Origin of the sequence: Colwellia sp. BRX10-1, assembly GCF_014077545.1 — a bacterium.
GTDB lineage: Bacteria > Pseudomonadota > Gammaproteobacteria > Enterobacterales > Alteromonadaceae > Colwellia_A.
In genome coordinates, this window is sequence record NZ_JACGWC010000042.1 from 1 (window position 1) to 20,699 (window position 20,699).

Genomic DNA, 20,699 nt, shown 5'->3' on the forward strand with positions numbered 1-20,699 from the left:
ACACAGCCAACAAAAGTTAAGCAGTGTTGCGAGAAGACTTAACGAAAGACCAAGAAAGACGTTAGAATATGAAACACCAGCAGAGAATTTTAATCTATGTGTTGCATCCATCATTTGAACTCAAGGATCTGAAAGTGACGTTTAATATTTTGACTGCTCTTATTCCGCAATGCGCGCCCAGAAGACGTTAACACAGTTATTTTATGATGTGTTTCGAATAATTATTAAGGTTCACTTATGCGAGACGTCAGGTTCCAACTTTATTTGGAGTGTTTTGGGTACTTTTTTAATAAATAAAACTTACTGCCACATTTTTTCTATCTTTATTCAGAAAAGCCCATTTTTGCTCAACGGTATAAGTCGGCTTGCTTGTTTTTTTTGTTTCGATCTTTATTTAGCTTCTACACTAATGAGTGATTAATTAGCGATAAACTTATGAATACGTATGTAGCTTAGCTGTAAATTGGTGTCAGTCCTTTATGCTTGATGTAATAAAAAAACATCAGGAATATCTATGAAAAAAATTATACTCAGCCTTGCTTTACTGATTTCATCTCACAGTTTATTTGCACAAACCCTTAAGTTAGCGTCACCCGACGGAAAAATAATTCTCAGTGTTAGTGACCAAGGAAAACCTAATTACGAAATGAGCTTTTTAGGTGAAAGCATTATAAAACCCTCCCGCTTAGGCCTAGCATTCAAAGATACTATCGCTTTTAGTGACGGTTTTACTATTTCATCGAGTGAAACCCAATCAGCCAAAGAGGTATGGCAATTACCTTGGGGTGAACGTAAAAATGTGACTGATGAACACAATGAATTATTAGTGACTTTTTCAAGAAATAATAAAAAACACACTAAAGAATTCAAGGTACGTTTTCGATTGTTTAATGACGGCATTGGTTTTCGTTACGAAGTGCCAAAACAACAAGATATTGATCACGTTGAAATCATTAATGAATTCACCGAATTTGTTGTAAACGACGCGGATAAAGCGACCGCATGGTGGATTCCAGCACGTGGCTGGAATCGTTATGAATACATTTATAATACCACCAAGCTAGCTTCGGTTGACCGCGCTCATACACCTTTTACTTTTAAACTAGACTCGGGCATTCACCTTAGTATTCATGAAGCGGCATTAGTTGATTATGCTGCTATGACGATTAACCAAAAGCGTCCTGGTGTCTTAAAAGCCGATTTAACACCTTGGTCAGACGGCATTTTAGTTAAAACAAAAACCAATTTCAAAAGTCCATGGCGTACTATTCAAGTCAGTAAAGATGCGGTTGGCTTACTCAATTCTGACCTGATATTAAACCTTAATGAACCGAATAAATTAGGTGATGTATCTTGGGTTGAACCGGCTAAATATTTGGGGATTTGGTGGGGAATGCACATTAACGCCAACACCTGGGGCAGTGGCGACAAACACGGTGCAACCACCAGTGAAACCATGCGTTATATCGACTTTGCCGCTGAACATGGTTTTTCTGGGGTTTTGGTTGAAGGCTGGAACCTAGGCTGGGATGGCGACTGGTTTTTCAACGGCGACGTGTTTAATTTCAGTAAAGCTTATGATGATTTTGATATTGCTGCCGTATCAGCTTACGGTGAAAAGAAAGGGGTTCAATTAATTGGCCACCATGAAACCTCAGGTAATGTGACTAATTATCGTAATCAAATGAGTGATGCTTATGCACTTTATGAAAAGTACGGCGTAAGACAAGTAAAAACAGGTTATGTTGCTGACGGTGGCGATATTAAACGCATTGATGAAAAAGGCATAGTTCACAAAGAATGGCATGACGGCCAGTTCATGGTGAGTGAGTATTTACACAGTATTACTGAAGCAGCGAAACACAAAATTAGTATTAACACCCATGAACCGATTAAAGATACCGGTTTGCGCAGAACCTACCCCAACTGGATTTCAAGAGAAGGTGCTCGCGGCCAAGAATTTAATGCTTGGGGCACACCACCAAACCCGCCTGAGCACACCACCATTTTACCCTTTACTCGCATGTTAGCTGGACCAATGGATTTTACACCAGGCATCTTCGATATGAGTTTTAATGGTTTGGGTGATAAAAGTAATCGTCCACAAACTACGCTAGCAAAACAATTAGCATTATACGTGGTGCTTTATAGCCCTATTCAAATGGCGGCTGATTTACCTAAAAACTATCAAGAAAATTTAGCCGCATTTCAATTTATTAAAGATGTACCAACCGATTGGCATGAGAGTATAGCGATTGCTGGTGAGGTCGGTGAATATGTTGCTTTTGCTCGTCAAGAAAGGGGGGGAGATGATTGGTTTGTTGGCGCATTAACCGATGAGCAAGCACGTACGTTAACATTGCCGTTAAATTTTCTTGATAAGAATAAGCGCTATCAAGCACAAATTTATCGCGATGGTAAAAACGCAGAGTGGATTAACAATCCCTATGAAATGATCATTGAAAACAGGCAAGTCACCGCTAACGACCAATTAGTCTTACCCTTGGCGACAAGTGGCGGTGCTGCGATTCGTTTTAAAGCATTATAATTAATTGATATTTATAACTTAAACAGCGTAAAGAGTAGCACAAGTCTTACTTGTGCTACTCTTTTTACAACCCCGAATACTGAGAATACCCCAAAGCCACAACATTAATAAAAATAGCGAGCCAGAGCACAAAAATAAAAGACCGTTTTTGGGTTTTATGTCGAAAAGCTTGTTGAGCTAATAGCGCTCCTGGCCATCCGCCAAGTAGCGCAAAGACCTGTAGTGTTTTTTCTGAGATGCGCCATCGCTCTTTTATCGCATTTCTTTTGTCGATGCCATAAAGTACAAATGTTAGTAAACTTAAGATCAAGTAACTCACTAGCACCCATAACGCTATTTCTTGCATCATAAAGAGCAGACCAAGAGCCATTAAAAATAAAACAACGACACTTTTTGAAAACATATTTATAGCTCGCACAATATACTTTGTAAGCACAACGCTAGTCATTCGCGGTGGTTACCATAGTTTATCGATAAGAGTTCATCGATATACTGGTTGAAGATAAAATTAAAAAAACCGATTATTTAACAATAGTCGGTTTTGATTCACTTTCTTACTTGTTAAATATCAATTGACGATAAGTTTTTAAAATCAACTAGATGGGCGTTCTTTCTTGAGTTTAATAATCAAGTCGATATGAGGAATAAGCTCCTCTATTTCTCGAATATGATCCCGCAAGCTTTCCCATTGCGTTAATTCTAATTTACCCGAGTCTAATATGGCGAGTTTTAGTTCACTGACTAACGAATTCTCATCGACTTGCTCTATAAACTCATTAATACGTAATAGGTTGTCTAATTCTGCTTGAGAAATTATTTCTATATCACTACTTTTTGTCATCGCTAACTCTTTAAAAAAACACTATAAAAACAAGTATAGCCAAGCTTTATTTTTTTGCTCAACATCGATAAAGCTAAAGGTATTTTAATTGTCACAATTTAGTAAGAAAAAAGTCATATTCAACTTGTAAAGTGCCTCACGTTAACTAAATAAAGCTCAATAAGGGATACTCATGGAACATAATAACTTTGATGAATATGATGAAATATTTAGCCTTTTCGACGGTTTACTCACGGATCAAAAAGAATCGCGCTCACGAAAAAGAAAGTGGCGAGAAATTGAAACGTATAAAGATAGAAAACGATTACGCCAAGAGCTTCATGATTTACAAGATTACTCGGCTTAATCATTAGCGTTTGGAGTAAGTAGACATTACTCCAAACTCTGCATAATTTAATCCGTTATGATTGGGCAAAATCAACCAACGTTTTGCCAGTCATACGGTAACCTACCCATTCATCTTGAGACACAGCACCTATCGCTTGATAAAAGTCACGTGAGGGCTTATTCCAATCTAAACAGCTCCATTCAAAACGTGCACAATCATTATCAATAGCGGTTTTCGCCATATTTTTTAATAATTTTAAACCCGCTCCTTTCCCTCTATGCTCTGGCGTTACGTATAAATCTTCAAGGTATAAACCTGACTTTGCTAACCACGTTGAATAATTATAAAAATAAATCGCCATACCAATAGCTACACCATCGAGTTCACAAATTAAGCCGTGTACTTGTGTATTTGTACTAAACATACTGTCTTTTATGGTTTCAACTGTTGCGTACACTTCATGTTCAGCTTTTTCATAAATAGCGAGTTCTTTAATAAAAGTGAATAAAAGCTCGGCATCATCTATGCTTGCTTCACGTATCGTTATCTCAGACATTTTACTTCCTTATTTTCTTCATTAATTTTTTCCATAGCATACCAGTACCAAGATATTTAAACACCTGCTCTGCAATGCCACATAAATAAACAACAAGGTTGAACTAATATCAAAAATTAGCTCTAAGTAAGAGATTAAAAGATAATTAAACACTTCTGGTAAACTTTTTAAAGTTTGTCTCTGTTTAGTAAATCACTTTATCGATACAATATAACAAATGAGTTATCGCCATTAAAAAAGGAAAGTCTGTGTTCAATAAAATAGCTTCACTCGCCTTATTCACCTTTATCACTTTACCGGTATTTTCAGCAGAGGTCAGCTCGACAGCAAAGTTAACCGCCGATTACGCCGTACAAACCTATCAAAAATCTATGGTTGCTAGCTTAGCCGAGTTAGTAAAATACAATACCTTAGCAATTGATGGTGTTTCGGCTAATGACAACCCTGAACATATAGCTTTTAAAGCCGAGTTAAAAAAACAAGCTGAAGATTTAGGCTTTGATTATACCGACGACGGTTATGTTGTTGTTATTGGTTTAGGCGAAAGCACAGAGCGCTTAGGAATAATTACCCACGGTGACGTACAACCAGCAAACCCCAAAAAATGGCAAAAATCTCCGTTTGAACTTGATACAACTTCAGAGCCCGGCAAACTTATCGCTCGCGGCACCGAAGATGATAAAGGGCCAATATCAACCGCGCTCTTTGCAATGAAAGCCATTAAAGACAAAAATATAACGCTCGACAAGCGTATTGAATTGTATGTTTACATGGCAGAGGAATCAGACTGGGGTCCATTAGAAGCTTATATTAAGACCCATACATTGCCACAAATCAATATTACCATTGACGCTGAATACCCTGTTGTCACCGCTGAAAAAGGCTACGGGACAATAAAAATAGCCTTTAATAAAAATAAATATACCGGTTTAGATGCTTACCTCAGTGAATTTGGTGGTGGTTTTTTTGGTAGTCAAATACCTGAAGATGCTAAAGCGGTGATTGAAAATGCTGACCTTAGTTTACTGCAACAACTGATGGATAAGGCAAGAGAATACCAAGGTGTTAGTTTTGATTTAGAATTAAAAGGAAACACCTTAACGATTACTGCACTAGGTAAATCAGCTCATTCATCGAAGCCAGAAGAAGGCTTAAATGCCATTCCATTTTTAGCGGGTTTATTATCGCAAACTCGCTGGCCTAGCAATGGTGCAGGTACATTAGTTAACTTTATTAATGATAATATTGGTTTAGGTTTAGAAGGGAAAAAGTTTGGTAACATAGCCTACAGTGATGACTTTATGGGACCTATGACGGTTTCACCCACGGTTATTAAGCAATTGAAAAATAATATTGAATTGAATATTAATATTCGTCGTCCGCGTGGTAAATCAGCGCAACAGCTAACGGAAGAAATTAATCACGTCATCGCGACTTGGAAGCTAACAAATATGGCTGACATTACCGAGCTTGAACATTATATTGGTGACCCTTTTATTCAAAACGATGCACCACATATTGACACATTACTGGCTGTATTTTCACACTTTACCGGTATAAAGGACGCTAAGCCTATTGCTATCGGTGGCGGCACAAATTCACGCTTATTTCCAAATGCAGTAAGCTTTGGGCCATCAATGCCAAATGCTAATTATACCGGCCATTCTGAGCATGAATTTATTACCATGAAACAGTTCGTTTTAAATTTAAAAATGTACACCGCCGCTTTAGTTGAAATGGCTGCAGCCAAAACACAGTAACGAGTAGTGCAGTACTAAAGAACAGGAGAGGTTATGAAAAAAACATGTATTGTTACCGGTGGAAGTTCAGGTATTGGTCTAAGCATAGTGAAATTATTTACAGATAAAGGCTATCAGGTTTTTAATTTAGACTTACAACCAAGCAACCTTGCCACACTGCGCGGTGCTGATATTAACTGTGACATCAGTAATGTTGAGCAAGTACAAAGTATTATCAGTAATATAGCTAAAACAGCGACTATTGATGTTTTAGTCTCGAATGCTGGCATTCACTTTTCAGGAAATATTGAGAACACGTCAGCCGCTGATTTAGATAAAGTCCTTAACATTAATGTTAAGGGCGCGTATGCCGCGATAAAAGCGGTATTACCCCATATGAAAGCCAATAAAAATGGCGCTATTATCTTAATGGCATCTGACCAAGCATTAATTGCCAAGCAAAATTCATTTGCCTATAACATTAGTAAAGTCGCGCTCGCTTCGATAGCAAAAACCACCGCGCTTGATTACGCTAGCTTTAACATTCGTGCCAATGCTGTGTGCCCCGGCACAATAGAGACCCCTTTGTATCATCAAGCGATTGATAATTATTGTCAACGCTCTGGCGCTAACAAAGCAGAGGTTCATGCTGAAGAAGCGGCTTTACAGCCGTTAGGTCGTTTAGGTCAACCCGAAGAAGTCGCTGAGTTAGTTTATTTTTTAGCATCAGATAAAGCTAAGTTTATCACTGGTAGTTTACAAGTGATTGATGGTGGTTATACTGCGCAATAATTCACTTGGTAGGTATAACAACAGCTAGCGTTTAACGACAGTTCAAAGAGAATACTAGAAATTGCGATACCCTTTTTTTTATTGGTAATAACAACTAAGTGGCAACTTCTCTGAAGGAAAATTCAGCAGGATGTTTTCATTGATACATTTCAGTTCAGGCGTTAATGAACATAGGGTAATATGAAAATAATTGATCCTCACTTGCATTTATTTAACCTTGAACAAGGCCACTATCAGTGGTTAAAAGCTGATAGTCCACCTTACTGGTCAGATAAAAAAACCATTAGACAAAGTTTCACAGAAAAGGACTTAGCTTTATCTGTTCCTCTGCAACTTGCGGGTTTTGTTCACATCGAAGCCGGATTTGATAATCAACAGCCTTGGCGAGAAATTGCTTGGTTAGAAGATAGCTGTTCCCTACCCTTTAGATCTATTGCTGGCGTTAATTTACTTTTACCAACAAGCGAGTTTCAACAAATACTAGATAAGCTTGATAAATTTGAGTCCGTAGTCGGTGTTCGTGACATTCTAGATGAAAATGCCTGCGCATATTTATCAAATCCGCAAGTTAAGGAAAACTTAGCCCGACTTGCCCAGCAGCAGTTGACTTTTGAATGCCAAATGGCGTTAACTGATGTGGTAGCGACCGAGCAATTAATAGCTATTATCAATGAACTGCCGACATTAAAATTAGTCATTAATCATGCAGGTTGGCCACCCGAAGATATTGACAGTAAACAATGGCAAGATTGGCAAAGTGGCATACAAGCACTAAGTGGTTATGAAAATGTTGCCATTAAATGCTCGGGGTTTGAAATGGTTAATCGCCAATATAGTGCTTCGTGGCAACAGCATGTGATCAAACATTGTTTAGCTACCTTTGGTTTAGATAAAACCATGCTAGCCAGTAATTTTCCTTTGTGTTTATTTAAAAGTAGTTATCAAAAAAACTGGATAACCCATTTCGAAAACCAACCATTATCAACAACTGAGCTTGAATTATTATGTTATAAAAATGCCTTGCGCATCTACCAAATCCCTATTTAAGCTATAAGTTAAGAAGAAAAATCTACCCATAAGGCCTTAGATAAAATACTATTTCATTACTTCGCACTTTCATGGTGAATTCATGGATAACTTCGACAGAAAAATTCTTAAAATATTACAAAATGACTGTACGCAGCCAGTCAGCGAGGTTGCCGCTCAAGTGGGGCTTTCAACAACCCCATGTTGGCGACGTATTCAAACTATGGAGAAAAATGGTGTTATAAAAGGGCGGGTTGCCTTGGCCGATCCTGAAAAGTTAAATGTTGGCTTAACCGTTTTTGTGATGATTAAAACCAACCAGCATAATTCTGATTGGCTTGATGATTTCAGTATCAATTCAAAAGAGTTTCCAGAAATTACCGAGTTTTATCGAATGAGTGGCGAAGTAGACTATTTACTACGTGTCGTTGTTTCTGATATGAAAGCCTACGATGCTTTTTATAAAAAACTCATCGGCCAAGCCAGCTTTGCCGATATTAGCTCAAGCTTTGCCATGGAAGAAATTAAATATACGACCGCACTACCCGTTGATTATATGTAACGCGTGATAAAAAAGGATGGCGATTAGCCATCCTTTTTACCTTCAGATATTGAAGCTGATTACTTTAATGAATTAACCGTAACATGCGGTGAGCGTTTCACGACTTCGTCATTTAATTCAATGCCTAAACCTGGTACTTCTGTCACTTGGAAAAAGCCATTTATCGGTTGTGGGTCTTGCAAACACAATTCACGATTCCAATGCTTAGTCGCATAAGTATGATGCTCATGGATTAAAAAGTTAGGAATTGCTGTTTCTAAATGCAAAGACGCTGCTGTTGCTACTGGGCCGCCACAAACATGGGCTTGAATACGAATATCATAGACATCAGCATAGTCACAGACTTTTTTAGACTCGGTAAAACCACCACATAAACCCACATCGGGTTGAAGCACATCAATACTTTGATCTTCAAAATACTGGCGTACATCCCAACGATGATATAAACGTTCACCACCGGCAATGGGGACATTAACCCGTTCAGCCACTTTTTTATGCACTTTCGCGTTTAAATAATTAACCGGCTCTTCGTACATCATACAGCCAACTTCTTCAACAATTTCGCCCATTTGAATCGCAGATGCAGCGCCCATTAATGAATGTGATTCGAAAATAATATCAACATCTTCACCGACGGCATCACGAATAGCGCGTAATCGGTCTCCAAATAAACGCATCTGCGGCTTGGTAAATAATTTAGTGCGATCGAACGATGATGTGCCATCGGCATTATAAACAATAGGATCTACTTTTACCGCGTCGTAGCCTTCAGCTACCGCTTTTAATGCAGCTTCAGCATATTCTTCTGGTAAAAATAACTTCTTAACTTCAACGTCCCAATCAAACTGTAATTGGCTAGCGTAGGTACGTAATTTATCATTAACTTTGCCGCCAAGCAGTTGATAGACAGGCACACCTAATGCCTTACCTTTAATATCCCAAAGTGCGGTATCAATAGCACTCATTGCAGAATAAAGCACCGGCCCACCACCTAATCCCCAGAAACTTTCGCGCAGCATTCGAGACCATAACAATTCGGTTCTAAAAGGGTCAAAACCAATTAAAACTGCTTCGGTAATTTCTTTAATCATCGCCGCTGCAGCACTATGCCCCCAATCGTAAGCAAGACCTGCTTCACCAACCCCCGAGATACCTTCATCGGTATGAACACGAATAAAAACAGGGTTCCAACCGGCGCGATCTGGACATTCAATATCAAAAATTTCTACGTGAGTGACTTTCATTTTATCTTCTCTAAATATGTGAGTGTTTGTCGCAGAGAACTTATTTCAATAGCGGCATAACGAGGTGTAAAGACAACTTTATTATTAGGTCGCAAAGCTAGGATCAGCGCGATAGACTTTCCTGACCATCGCCGGCCAAGCCTTTTGACCGCCGGTACTGCCCGTATGAACAATATTTGCTTGCGCTTTTATACCATCAACAATGCTATGATCGACTAAAATGGTTGCCATACCGGTTGCCATTACTTGTAGTTGCACTTGACAAGCACGTGTTAAATCATACATATGCATAAAAGCATCGCCAATGGTTTCACCTAAAGTTAAACCACCATGGTTTCTTAATAGCATAAAGTTTGCCGAGCCCAAGTTATTTTGTAAGCGAAGTTTTTCGTCAGCATTTACCGCTAAGCCTTCATAATCATGGTAGCTAAGAGAAGCCAGTGCGAACATAGCGTATTGACTTAACGGCAACAAACCTTCTTGTAAACTTGCCACCGCAATGGTTTCATTAGTGTGTAAATGCAAGACACATTGCGCGTCATGGCGAGCTTCATGGACAGCGCTATGAATAGTAAAACCTGCAGGGTTAATTTCAAAAGGACATGCTGGGTCAATAATATTACCTGCTATATCTATTTTAACCAGATTCGATGCGGTAATTTCATCAAAAGCTAAACCGAAAGCATTAATGAGTAAATGCTCAGAATCAGGTATGCGTGCGGAGATATGAGTGTAAATCAAATCATCCCAGCCATGCATAGCGATAAGACGATAACAAGCCGCTAAATCGATGCGTGTTTGCCACTCTTGTGCTGACACTTTATTTTTTAAGTTAATCTGTGGGATAGTTAACATTAAAGTCCTTTAAAGAATTATTATTCTATAATTTTAAATCATCGATAATACAAATCAAACCGCTAGTGTAATAAATTACAATTAAAGGCTAGATAAAAATCAGCTAAGTTAAGCAAATTGGTATCAATTAAATAAACATCTTAATTAAACTACCAATGAGTAAAATAAACACCAAAATAGGAATGATTTTTGAATACTTAGCTTGCTCTTCTTCACCCATAGGTTTGCCAAAACGCTCACCTAAAATAACCATTAAGGCAATACCGGCAAAAACAGCTAATAAAATCATGATTAAAGTCATTATTTCTCCTATTATTAATCTCTAAACCAATTGCACATTGCATTAGCTAATTATTCAATTACCATAGCAAGATAACAAGCAAAAATATGTAAACAACAATATGACTGCACCTGATAACTTTGCTGAGAAGCGACGCTTTATTATAAGATTAGGCAAAGCTTTGCATAAGTTTGGCACGCCTGCTTATCGTCTTGAAGCACATCTTCAAGATGTTTCGACATTTCTCGAATTAAAAGCATGTTTTATCATCACACCAACGGCTCTGACTTTTGTCTTATCTGAAGATGAAGAGAACCAACAATATAATCATGTTATTCGAGTAAAGCCAGGTGATCTTGATTTAGGTTCACTGGCACGAACAGATGAATTAGTTGATGAATTAAGTTCGGGTCAACGCACGTTATCTGAGGCCATTGAACGACTTGATGATATCGCCAATAAACCCAACCCTTACGGTCGTTTTCTTACCTTTTTAGCGTTTGGTGCTTCAAGTGGTGCTTTTTCGATGCTAATGCACACCAGCTGGAACGATGTATTTTGGTCGGTATTATTAGGCTTTGTTGTTTGCTTATTTACCTTTTGGGCCGAATACTCACGCCGAGTTACCGAAACATTAGAACCGATTGCAGCTATTACCACCGCCCTACTAGCCTCGGCCATTACGCTAATTGACCCAAGTATTAATATGCCCTTGGTTATTCTTTCAGCCATCATTGCTTTTATCCCCGGCTTAGCATTAACGCTAGGCTTAGCTGAATTGGCCGCTCGACATCTGATGTCGGGTACTGCGCGTATTATGGACGCGGTAATGATGCTATTTAAGCTTTATTTTGGCGCGGTATTAGGCATGGCATTAGGAAAGTTATTTTGGGGCGAAGTGTTATATGTTACCCCCGCCAGCATGCCTGTTTGGACAGCATGGGCGGCAGTAACCACTTTATCTATAAGCTTAGTTATATTATTTCGCGTCCGTAAAAAAGACGCTCCATGGGGAATTATTTCTGGCTATGTTGCATTTGGTGCTAGCATTATTGGTGCCGCTTACTTAGGCCCTGCACTTGGCGCTTTCGTTGGTGCCTTTGTTTTAGGTATGTATGCTAATTTATTCTCACGCATTATGAGATTACCTTCAAGCATTGTTAAGCTATTAGGTTTAGTCGTGCTGGTGCCTGGAAGTAAAGTTTATATCGGCTTAAACAGTGCGGTATCCGGAGTGAATATGTTAAATACTAATAATATTGGTTCTGAAGCCTTCCTAATTTTTATGTCGCTTGTCGCTGGCCTTGTTTTTTCAAATGTTGCCTTACCTTCTCGTAAAACGTTGTAATAAAGTACGCTAATGAAACCAGTTAACAAAAAGACAGCATATCACCATGGCGACTTACGCAGTTCTCTCGTTGAAACGGGCGCCGAGATGATTGAAGAGGCAGGAATTGAAGGACTGTCATTACGTAAACTTGCTGAGCGTATTGGTGTTTCTCGTACAGCAACCTATCACCACTTCAAAAATAAAAATGATTTACTTTGTGCGATAGCTGCACTGGGGTTTATTCAATGGACAAGTATTTCTAATGCTATATTTGACGATAAAGAGCTTTCAGGAGAAGAAAAATTTCGTCAGTTTGTTCATCAGTACATAACATTTGCTACCGAAAATGCTTCAATTTACGAATTAATGTTTGGTAAAACAATTTGGAAAAAAAACAATAGCGATCAAGCTTTGCGTGATATCGCTTATCCTAGTTTTAATTACCAACTAGAAATGACCAAAACTTGGCAGCAACAAGGCTTATTGATTGAAGACGAAAATAGCTTACGTTTAGCACAGGTAACTTGGGGTACATTGCACGGTATTGTGCGTTTACTAATTGATGGAATTTACCTTGATACCAGCCATATTGATGAAATGTGTGAATGTGTCGTCAAGGTTTTTATTCACCAACAAAAATTATAATAAGGGTTAGGCATGTCTGAAGACAATAACAATAAAACCGCTCAGTTTGACCAGTTTTTTTCTATTAGTTATCCTTTCAATGTCAATGCAACTATCATTGAAACCGATACAGCGCCAAGTTATCAATGTTTTATGAACACCATGCCGATGCCGTTTAAAATGGCCTCTGAAATAGTCACCCTTGACCAAGCTGCATTGCGCCCACTGCAAACCCTTGGTAGCGTTGCGGGACAATTAGTTGATTATTTACATCATCAAGCTAAAAAAATAGACTTACTGGTTAGTTATATTTTGAGCGAGCAAGACAACGAAATGCAACGTTACCAAGGCACTCATTTTGGTGGTGGCGGCGTTATTTTTACCAGTAAAAATCTTTTTGATACCGGCCAATTTATTACCTTGAAAATATTTCTCCTTGATGATAATTGTGCAATTTACTGTTGTGGGGAAATAATTTCAGCAACAACTACAAGCGATGAACTCACTAGCTACAAAGTTATTTATCATCATATTAGAGAAGAAGACCGTGAAATATTAGTACGTTGTAGTCTTCATCAGCAATCAAAACAGTTGCAGGTTTTAGCGCAACAGCGCAATGAGCTATCAGCAAAAGAAAAGTAATTTAGCGCGTAAAAGTATTTCTCCGTTAAGTCTAGCTGATATAAAGCACACTTTAGCGCCTATTCCTTGTTGAGTAAGTCAAAAACCGTTAGCGTGATCACCATAAAATTTCAGGAAGATAGTTATGAACATGAATAAAAGATCTTTTTTAAAAGCGGGTGGTGCAAGCATTGCTGCGTTATCCGTATCAGCTTCAGCATTTGCCTCATCAACGAAAGAAAGTCAGTCAAATAGCCAAGTACTAAAAGACATCACCAAAGATGTTGCTGGCATTACTTCTGCAGAGCGTGAAGCTCGGATAGTAAAAGCTCAGCAATTAATGCAGCAAATGAATATTTCTGCGCTTATTATTGAGCCCGGTGCCGCCATGGATTATTTCTCTGGTATTCAATGGTGGCGCAGCGAACGCTTAACAGCTTTAGTGATCCCTCAACAAGGTAAAGTGGCGGTAGTTTGTCCCTTTTTTGAAGAGCCTAGTATTCAAGAAAGTTTAGCTATTGATGGCGACATTCGTGTTTGGCAAGAGCATGAAAGCCCGTTCGAGCGTATCAAACAAATACTAGCAGACCGAGGTATTAGCCTTACCAAAGGGACGATTGGTTTTGAAAACTCGGTACGTTATTTTGTTCAACACGGTGTAATGAGTTTATTATCAACTCTTCAACATGTCAGCGCAGAACCCGTTACGCGTGGTTGTCGCATTATTAAAAGTCACCATGAATTGCAACTGATGCATAAAGCTAATGAGGTAACACTATTAGCCTATAGCGAGGTATATTCAAAGTTAGAAGTGGGTATGACTTCTGCACAGGTTAAAAGCTTGATGAGTAATGCACAAGCTACGTTAGGGGGAAAAGGCGCGTGGAATATGGCCTTAATAGATCAAGCAAGTGCTTTCCCTCATGGCAGTAAAAAGAAGCATCTAATTAAAGAAGGTTCTATTGTATTAATGGACTGTGGCTGTAATGTCCATGGTTATCAGTCAGACATTAGCCGAACCTTTGTGATGGGTGAGCCAACAAAGCGTCAACGTGATGTTTGGCAAACGGTACGTACCGGCCAAAAAATAGCCTTTGAGCAAGCGCAAATAGGTAATGCTGCGGGTACTGTTGACGATGCGGTACGAAAATACTATCAAGCACAAGGATTCGGTCCTGATTATAAATTACCAGGTTTGTCGCACAGAACTGGTCATGGCATAGGTATGGAAGGTCATGAAAGCGTTAATTTTGTTCATGGTGAACAAGAAAAGTTAACAGCTGGTATGTGTTTTTCTAATGAGCCTGGCATTTATATACCTGGCGAATTTGGTGTAAGACTTGAAGACTGTATTTACATGACCGATAAAGGCCCACAGTGGTTTACTATTCCCCCAGACTCGCTAGATTCTCCGTTAGGTAAGCTTGCTAAACTCGCTTAACACACTATTTATAATCTACAGTAGACTGTTTTTTAGCAAACTCATCAGTAACAGTGGCTTCACTTTATCCTAAAAAAAAGGAGTAACGGATCTTCCTTACTCCTCCTGTTTTTATAACGCAGGATACAATGAAATAACCAATAAAAGTGCCATGGTAATATTAAAAACTCTCAAGCGTTTTTGGTTAGTTAACAACACTTGTATTTTCTGCCCTAAAACAACCCAAGAACTGATGCAGGGTAAATTGATTAGCCCAAAGACAATCGCCACTAACAACACCGAGGTAAAACTCTTAGATGGAGCATAAAGGCTTATTGACGTTAGCGCCATTGTCCAAGCTTTAGGGTTAACCCATTGAAATAAAACAGCTTGAATAAAGCTAAAAGGTTTATGATTTGACGTTTGTTGTTCGACATGACTGGTAGAGCTAGCTATTTTGAATGCTAAGTAGAGTAAATAAACAATGCTGACCACTTTTAGTATTTGATAACTCACCGGGAAACGATCAAATAATTGAATAACACCTAGCCCAACTAAAGCAATCATCAGTGTAAATCCAATGCCAACTCCTAATAAGTGAGGGGTTGTTTTTTTGAAACCATAATTTGCACCAGAATTCATTAACATCAAGTTATTTGGCCCTGGTGTTATTGAAGACACAAAGGCAAAAATAGTTAAGGCTGATAGTATGTCTATATTCATTGTTATTTTGCTCTTAATTGTTTGAGAGACAGGTTAAATTTCAAGCTATTTTCACTTAAATGCTCAGATGTTATATCACAAAGTTATACTGGAAAATCACCTAAGGGCGCTTATTATTAATATAGGAGTTTTAAGTACTAAATATAGAGGCTGGATGACTTAACCCTTGGTAGTGGCAAAGATCAAAGAAGGCTGGGTAGATGTATCATTTTACATGGGGATAACGCATAGAAAAATATCTATAACGCATAGGTAAGTGGGTGAACATAGCCCTCCCATCTTACCCATTTGTTATATATTATTGCTTAGATAGCAACAACTTTATTTGCACATGGACCTTTTTGTCCTTGTCCAACTTCAAACTCAACAGCTTGGCCGTCAGCCAATGTAGCGTATTCACCGCCAGATTGGATTTCTGAATGATGAACAAACAAATCTTTACTGCCGTCTTCTGGAGTAATAAATCCGAAACCTTTATCCGCATTAAACCACTTAACTATACCTTTACTCATAACACTCTCTTTATCATTGGTGAAAAATATAAACCTAACTTGCTATCACCATTACAAGTCAGGATTTGAATCTTATTAATACAAACTATATTTAACATTATAGACTGTATTTATAATTAACGGTGCGCGCCACCTTTCTTTTTCATATTGACTACTTTTCGAGCTATATCAAGTAATTCAGGTGAAACATCTTCAGCACCATCTTTTATTAGTTTACTCACATCACCGGATGAAAAGAATGAGCCACGTTCAGCTTTTACGCCTAATGATCTTACAAAATCTTTTGTTTTACCTGTACTACCCGTATCAATATACTTAAAAATAATTTGTTCATTAAAACTTTGTGGTTCTTGCTTTAAAGTAGCAATAGTATTGGTAAGTAATGTTATTTCCGATCCTAACATTTCTATTAATTCGGCAATATCTGAATATGGTTTCATTAAATTATTTAGCTCTTATAATATTATCTGATAATGCCAACAGGCTATCATTTTACAGGAGAAGCAAGTCAGTATAACTAGCCTGCTTAAAAAATTATTATACAGTGAATGCCTCTGAGTAAACAGTCTCTATTTTAATAGCCCAGAGCAATGATGAATTATTGTTACTTTTTTAATAATATTACTTAATGAATGCCCATCTTATTGGTCGACAAAACCGCCACTGCCTCATATTCAATGTTCAATGTTCACCATAACTTTCCTACAATGAGATTATATTATTTAAAATTCTAAGTTTAATCACTTATTTTGATTAAAGGTTGTCATTTATTACGCTTGATTGTTTCTCTCGTAAGTCTATAATCCGCATAATTATTATATAACTAACCACAATAAAAATGAAAAAATCATACAAAAAAAACGTAAATATATATCTTGTCATTTTTTTGTTATTAAGTCTTTGTATTTCCTATTTAGCGGTAGCGAAAACAGATACCCCAGAGATGAAGACTAAGGCAGTTTTTGGTCAAATAGAATCGGCTTTATTAATTTTAAAAAGTAACAATCAATTCACTAAAAGCAATATCAGAAGTGTATTAACCCAATATCTTCTGCCTGAGGTAGATATTCAATATTTCAGTTATAAAGTTATTAATCAAAATTTGCCCAAACTATCTGCCGAACTTAGGACTGAGTTTGTGACTGAGTTATCAAATCAATTAATAAATACTTATACCAACTTATTAAGTAAATATAGTGGTGAGTCAATGACCATCGGTACAGGGTCATTATCAAAAAGTGGTAAAATGTCGATGGTCAACATAACGATTACCGGTGAAAGTAAAGTCAACAAAGCGGTAGTAAAGTTACTGATATCAAAAGAAGGCACTTGGCAGTTCTTTGATATCATCATTGAAGGCATTAGTTTATTAGATGCAAAGCAAAAAGAAATAAATTCAAGTTTCAGTAAGTTAGGTGTCGAAGGTACACTGTTACATCTAAAAAGTATTAATCAAAGAAGCCTCACTTCTTTATAAAAATCAAGGTAGGTACAATCGTTCTAATGGAATGGCTTAATCATACGAATAATTTCAAAGCACTTTCATCAGTACTCGCTAATAATAAATTTGTTATTGCGCTATTGTTTATTTCTATTTTTTATATGATTAAATATCTCATTGTAAGAAGAATAAAACGAAAATCAAAACAAGATAAAAGATTACAAATCAATGTAGTCAATAATATATTTACGGTATTAATAATCGTGATGGTTTTTAATATTTGGTCTGAAGAAATTCAAAAATTTGCTTTTTCGATTGCTGCTTTTATTGTAGCAATTGTCTTAGCAACCAGAGAGTTTATTCAATGTTTTATTGGTTTTGTTTATATCCTGTCAAGTCGACCATTTCGTATTGGTGACTGGGTACAAGTTGGCAATCATTACGGCGAAGTGCATTCAACAGACTGGGCAAAACTAACACTGTTAGAGGTAAATGTAGATGATTATCAATACACAGGTAAAACGCTATACCTACCCAATAGCCAGCTAATTACTTCGGTTATTAAAAACCTTAACTTTTTAAAACGATATGCAATGCATCATTTTACCATTGTCAGAGATGACAGTGTTAATCCCTTCGAGTTTATTGATGAGTTGTATACTAGAGCAAGTTTATATTGTAGTGACTTTAAAGAAGTTGCAATCCGCTATAACCAACTGATTGAAAACCGTTTAGAGGTCAACATCACAGGCCCTGAGCCACATATTCAAGTAGCAACTTCTGAGGTTGGTGATACACAAATATTTTTTACTATATTTTGCCCAACAGAGATAGCATTAGAAATAGAGCAGAAGTTAACTGCTGATTTTATGACATTGTGGTTTAAGCAAAAAATGGTTTCGTCAACTTTATCAAACTAATGTAATATCACTAATTATCAAGTCACTCAATCACGATTAATTTCTTGACTGAGTGACTTTTTAGACGCTAACATTTTGATAAATAAAATTATTTCTTATCGCTATTCAATAAAGTAAGCGTGCCATCGAGGTGCACATCGCGTTGCGGAAAAGCAACAACAATATTATTCTCTTCAAACAATTCCTCTAATCGAAATCGAATATTACTTCTAGTCACTCTTAAAGCCGTTTCTCCAGTTGAGTTTATCCAAAAATTTACATAAAACACTAATGAATTATCACCAAAGTCTTCAAAAACAACGACGGGCATTGGCGTGGTCAATACTTCTTTTTGTGCCAGTGTCGCTTCTAAAATAAGATCCGCTACTTTTCTAGCCCGAGTACCATAAGCAACCCCAACAGAAACACTTGTTCTCACTAAACTGTCTCGAAGCGTCCAATTCACTACCGTATTTTCAAGTAGTTTACTGTTAGGAATAAGCAGATGAACACCATCAACACGTCTAATACGAGTTGAACGGGTGTTAATTTCTTCTACGACACCTTTGGCATTTTCAACTTCTAAAAAGTCACCAATTTTGATAGGTCGTTCCCACATTAAAATCCAACCACTGATAAAGTTGTTAATAATGTTTTGCGCGCCAAAACCAAAACCAATCGCGATTGCACCCGATAAAAAGGCAAAAGCGGTGATCGGCACATTAATCAAATCTAAGGTGGTGATCAACAATATAACTATCGCAATCACATAAAAAACACGCTGCAATAAGTGTATAATATTTGGATCAGTTTTTTTGGTCGTTAAACGCTTGGTTATAAACCTTACGCCCCACTTAGTGAGCAACAACCCAAGGTAAATAATTAGCGGAATTAACAGTAATCCACCCAATGTTACCGGTTGATCAGCAATAGTAATAACCTTAGTAGATAAGATTTCTTTTATTTGTGTAAAGTTCATAAAATCCCTTAATTTAACGACTTTTTATTTTGATCCTAAAAAGACTTTTGATGGGTCAACAAGAAAGCGTTTACCCAGTGCTTCTCTTCCTAACAGCATTAAATAACTCATATCAGAGCGATCTGTTAAAGTTATTTCAATTGACCACCTGTCTTCGCCAAGTACGATGGGTGTTTCTATAACGTAGCGTTGCTCTGTAGTGCCATTTGACGATTTAACTTTACGCATATCGCTAATGGGCGCCGTACATTTCTGCATGGCATCCACATTATGCATATCAGGGTGTAGATCAAACGTCACACTATGTACGCCATCAATAATTAATTTTTTAATATTATCAACATGTAACGACGACGTTTTTGCGCCGGTATCAACTCGTACTTGTAAGTCATCAATAGCTAAGTCTGGCAAAGCTATTGACTCTAAACGCCCGATAACAACTTTATTCGCTTTTTTCATACGCTTCTCTAACTGTCGTCATTTTCAGGTAAAAGCTGCTCTTGTACATTTTCAATATGACCTGCAATTTCTTCATCATCTTCACTGAAATAAGCGACATGAAACATGGCTTCACCTTCTTGAACTAAAGGTATGTTTTGCTTACCAATTAAAATGCCTGAGCGTGTTGCTTTAACCGAATCAAATATTGCACCGTATGGACTACCAATTTCGGCTAATACTTGACCTTTAGTGATCTGATCGCCCAAATTTACAATATTATGAACAATACCACTAGCGTTAGCGCGTACCCATTGGCTGCCATTAGCAATAAACGGCATACGTTTTTTCTTCTTGGTGCGGACAACTTTTCTGGTCATACCTAAATGCTGTAATACATTTAAGATACCTTTCATGCCCGCTCGAATTGAAAACTCATCAAAACGCAGCGCTTCACCCGCTTCATATAAGAGTATTTTCGTTTCGTTTTTAACGGCTGATTCTCTTAACGAGCCGTCAACTAAAGTAGAATTCAACACTACCGGTACGCCAAACACTTCCGCCAAGGCTTTAGTATCGGGATCAGACATATCCGCCCTAATTTGTGGCAGGTTTGAACGATGAATGGCCCCGGTATGTAAATCGATACCGTAATCACAATGCTTAACGATTTCATTCAGAAATATATAAGCAACGCGTCCCGCTAAAGAGCCTTTCGCAGAGCCGGGAAAACAGCGATTTAGATCACGACGGTCAGGCATATAGCGACTTTGATTGACTACGCCATAAACATTAACCATAGGAACAGCAATAACCGTGCCTCGCGTTATTTTAAGTTTCTTTTCGTGGATCAAGCGTCGAATAATTTCAATACCATTTAATTCGTCGCCATGTACCGCCGCACTCAAAAAAATAGTGGGCCCCGGTTTTTTAGCGCGAAT

24 protein-coding genes are annotated in these 20,699 nt (G+C 37.7%); 12 read left to right on the forward strand and 12 right to left on the reverse strand.

Going from position 1 to position 20,699, the window contains the following annotated elements:
- Nucleotides 1–514 precede the first annotated feature (514 nt).
- Nucleotides 515–2,548, forward strand: coding sequence for a glycoside hydrolase family 97 protein (locus H4J75_RS18890; RefSeq protein WP_182222961.1), 2,034 nt, complete (start codon nt 515–517; stop codon nt 2,546–2,548).
- 64 nt (nt 2,549–2,612) lie between these two features.
- On the opposite strand, the gene H4J75_RS18895 is transcribed toward H4J75_RS18890, so the two are convergent.
- Nucleotides 2,613–2,951 carry a DUF1294 domain-containing protein gene (locus H4J75_RS18895; RefSeq protein WP_182222962.1) on the reverse strand — a complete coding sequence of 113 codons (339 nt, stop codon included), beginning with the start codon at nt 2,949–2,951 and terminating at the stop codon, nt 2,613–2,615.
- A 189-nt stretch (nt 2,952–3,140) separates the two neighbouring features.
- Nucleotides 3,141–3,389 (reverse strand): hypothetical protein, encoded by a 249-nt coding sequence (locus H4J75_RS18900; RefSeq protein WP_070374411.1) that lies wholly within the window; start codon nt 3,387–3,389, stop codon nt 3,141–3,143.
- 172 nt (nt 3,390–3,561) lie between these two features.
- Between H4J75_RS18900 and H4J75_RS18905 the strand changes: the two genes are divergently transcribed.
- A complete protein-coding gene (locus H4J75_RS18905) occupies nt 3,562–3,735 on the forward strand; it encodes a DUF3545 family protein (RefSeq protein ID WP_182222963.1) in 174 nt (57 codons plus the stop codon).
- 55 nt (nt 3,736–3,790) lie between these two features.
- Here H4J75_RS18905 and H4J75_RS18910 read toward each other — a convergent pair whose 3' ends face one another.
- Entirely contained in the window at nt 3,791–4,273 is a 483-nt protein-coding gene (locus H4J75_RS18910; protein WP_182218202.1) for a GNAT family N-acetyltransferase, read from the reverse strand.
- 248 nt (nt 4,274–4,521) lie between these two features.
- Between H4J75_RS18910 and H4J75_RS18915 the strand changes: the two genes are divergently transcribed.
- The 4 genes from H4J75_RS18915 to H4J75_RS18930 all read left to right on the forward strand — a co-directional run bounded on the left by H4J75_RS18915 (nt 4,522) and on the right by H4J75_RS18930 (nt 8,392).
- Complete coding sequence (locus H4J75_RS18915) at nt 4,522–6,033, forward strand: dipeptidase (RefSeq protein ID WP_182222964.1); 1,512 nt, start codon at nt 4,522–4,524, stop codon at nt 6,031–6,033.
- A gap of 33 nt (nt 6,034–6,066) precedes the next feature.
- Nucleotides 6,067–6,804 carry an SDR family NAD(P)-dependent oxidoreductase gene (locus tag H4J75_RS18920; RefSeq protein WP_182222965.1) on the forward strand — a complete coding sequence of 246 codons (738 nt, stop codon included), beginning with the start codon at nt 6,067–6,069 and terminating at the stop codon, nt 6,802–6,804.
- 180 nt (nt 6,805–6,984) lie between these two features.
- Nucleotides 6,985–7,851 carry an amidohydrolase gene (locus H4J75_RS18925; RefSeq protein WP_182222966.1) on the forward strand — a complete coding sequence of 289 codons (867 nt, stop codon included), beginning with the start codon at nt 6,985–6,987 and terminating at the stop codon, nt 7,849–7,851.
- Between the two features lie 82 nt (nt 7,852–7,933).
- Complete coding sequence (locus H4J75_RS18930) at nt 7,934–8,392, forward strand: Lrp/AsnC family transcriptional regulator (RefSeq protein ID WP_182170851.1); 459 nt, start codon at nt 7,934–7,936, stop codon at nt 8,390–8,392.
- A gap of 59 nt (nt 8,393–8,451) precedes the next feature.
- On the opposite strand, the gene H4J75_RS18935 is transcribed toward H4J75_RS18930, so the two are convergent.
- From H4J75_RS18935 to H4J75_RS18945, 3 genes are all read right to left on the reverse strand, one after another.
- Entirely contained in the window at nt 8,452–9,636 is a 1,185-nt protein-coding gene (locus H4J75_RS18935; RefSeq protein WP_182218212.1) for a mandelate racemase/muconate lactonizing enzyme family protein, read from the reverse strand.
- Between the two features lie 84 nt (nt 9,637–9,720).
- On the reverse strand, nt 9,721–10,491 hold the full coding sequence (locus tag H4J75_RS18940) for a class II aldolase/adducin family protein (protein WP_182222967.1): 771 nt from the start codon (nt 10,489–10,491) through the stop codon (nt 9,721–9,723).
- A gap of 127 nt (nt 10,492–10,618) precedes the next feature.
- Nucleotides 10,619–10,792 (reverse strand): hypothetical protein, encoded by a 174-nt coding sequence (locus H4J75_RS18945; RefSeq protein ID WP_182170842.1) that lies wholly within the window; start codon nt 10,790–10,792, stop codon nt 10,619–10,621.
- 100 nt (nt 10,793–10,892) lie between these two features.
- Here H4J75_RS18945 and H4J75_RS18950 point away from each other — a divergent pair, with 100 nt between their 5' ends.
- The 4 genes from H4J75_RS18950 (at nt 10,893) to H4J75_RS18965 (ending at nt 14,787) form a co-directional block, all read left to right on the forward strand.
- The gene (locus tag H4J75_RS18950) at nt 10,893–12,119 is read left to right on the forward strand and encodes a threonine/serine exporter ThrE family protein (RefSeq protein ID WP_070374419.1); all 1,227 of its coding nucleotides are present in this window, start codon (nt 10,893–10,895) and stop codon (nt 12,117–12,119) included.
- A 12-nt stretch (nt 12,120–12,131) separates the two neighbouring features.
- The gene (locus tag H4J75_RS18955) at nt 12,132–12,746 is read left to right on the forward strand and encodes a TetR/AcrR family transcriptional regulator (protein WP_182218213.1); all 615 of its coding nucleotides are present in this window, start codon (nt 12,132–12,134) and stop codon (nt 12,744–12,746) included.
- A gap of 12 nt (nt 12,747–12,758) precedes the next feature.
- Nucleotides 12,759–13,367 (forward strand): PilZ domain-containing protein, encoded by a 609-nt coding sequence (locus H4J75_RS18960; RefSeq protein ID WP_070374421.1) that lies wholly within the window; start codon nt 12,759–12,761, stop codon nt 13,365–13,367.
- Nucleotides 13,368–13,491: 124 nt separating this feature from the next.
- Nucleotides 13,492–14,787 (forward strand): Xaa-Pro peptidase family protein, encoded by a 1,296-nt coding sequence (locus H4J75_RS18965; protein ID WP_182218215.1) that lies wholly within the window; start codon nt 13,492–13,494, stop codon nt 14,785–14,787.
- Between the two features lie 111 nt (nt 14,788–14,898).
- Here the strand turns inward: H4J75_RS18965 and H4J75_RS18970 are convergent, their stop codons facing one another.
- From H4J75_RS18970 to H4J75_RS18980, 3 genes are all read right to left on the reverse strand, one after another.
- Complete coding sequence (locus H4J75_RS18970; RefSeq protein WP_182218216.1) at nt 14,899–15,489, reverse strand: LysE family translocator; 591 nt, start codon at nt 15,487–15,489, stop codon at nt 14,899–14,901.
- 305 nt (nt 15,490–15,794) lie between these two features.
- Entirely contained in the window at nt 15,795–16,001 is a 207-nt protein-coding gene (locus H4J75_RS18975; protein ID WP_070374424.1) for a cold-shock protein, read from the reverse strand.
- 116 nt (nt 16,002–16,117) lie between these two features.
- Entirely contained in the window at nt 16,118–16,441 is a 324-nt protein-coding gene (locus H4J75_RS18980) for a hypothetical protein (RefSeq protein ID WP_182218218.1), read from the reverse strand.
- Nucleotides 16,442–16,887: 446 nt separating this feature from the next.
- Here H4J75_RS18980 and H4J75_RS18985 point away from each other — a divergent pair, with 446 nt between their 5' ends.
- Both H4J75_RS18985 and H4J75_RS18990 read left to right on the forward strand, forming a co-directional pair.
- On the forward strand, nt 16,888–17,478 hold the full coding sequence (locus H4J75_RS18985) for a phospholipid-binding protein MlaC (RefSeq protein WP_182222968.1): 591 nt from the start codon (nt 16,888–16,890) through the stop codon (nt 17,476–17,478).
- Between the two features lie 26 nt (nt 17,479–17,504).
- On the forward strand, nt 17,505–18,362 hold the full coding sequence (locus tag H4J75_RS18990) for a mechanosensitive ion channel family protein (protein ID WP_182222969.1): 858 nt from the start codon (nt 17,505–17,507) through the stop codon (nt 18,360–18,362).
- An 88-nt stretch (nt 18,363–18,450) separates the two neighbouring features.
- Here the strand turns inward: H4J75_RS18990 and H4J75_RS18995 are convergent, their stop codons facing one another.
- The 3 genes from H4J75_RS18995 to H4J75_RS19005 all read right to left on the reverse strand — a co-directional run.
- The gene (locus H4J75_RS18995; RefSeq protein ID WP_182222970.1) at nt 18,451–19,320 is read right to left on the reverse strand and encodes a mechanosensitive ion channel family protein; all 870 of its coding nucleotides are present in this window, start codon (nt 19,318–19,320) and stop codon (nt 18,451–18,453) included.
- Between the two features lie 24 nt (nt 19,321–19,344).
- Complete coding sequence (locus tag H4J75_RS19000; RefSeq protein ID WP_182218225.1) at nt 19,345–19,779, reverse strand: RimK/LysX family protein; 435 nt, start codon at nt 19,777–19,779, stop codon at nt 19,345–19,347.
- An 8-nt stretch (nt 19,780–19,787) separates the two neighbouring features.
- The coding region (locus H4J75_RS19005) for a succinylglutamate desuccinylase/aspartoacylase family protein (RefSeq protein ID WP_182222971.1) at nt 19,788–20,699 on the reverse strand (912 nt) is incomplete at its 5' end.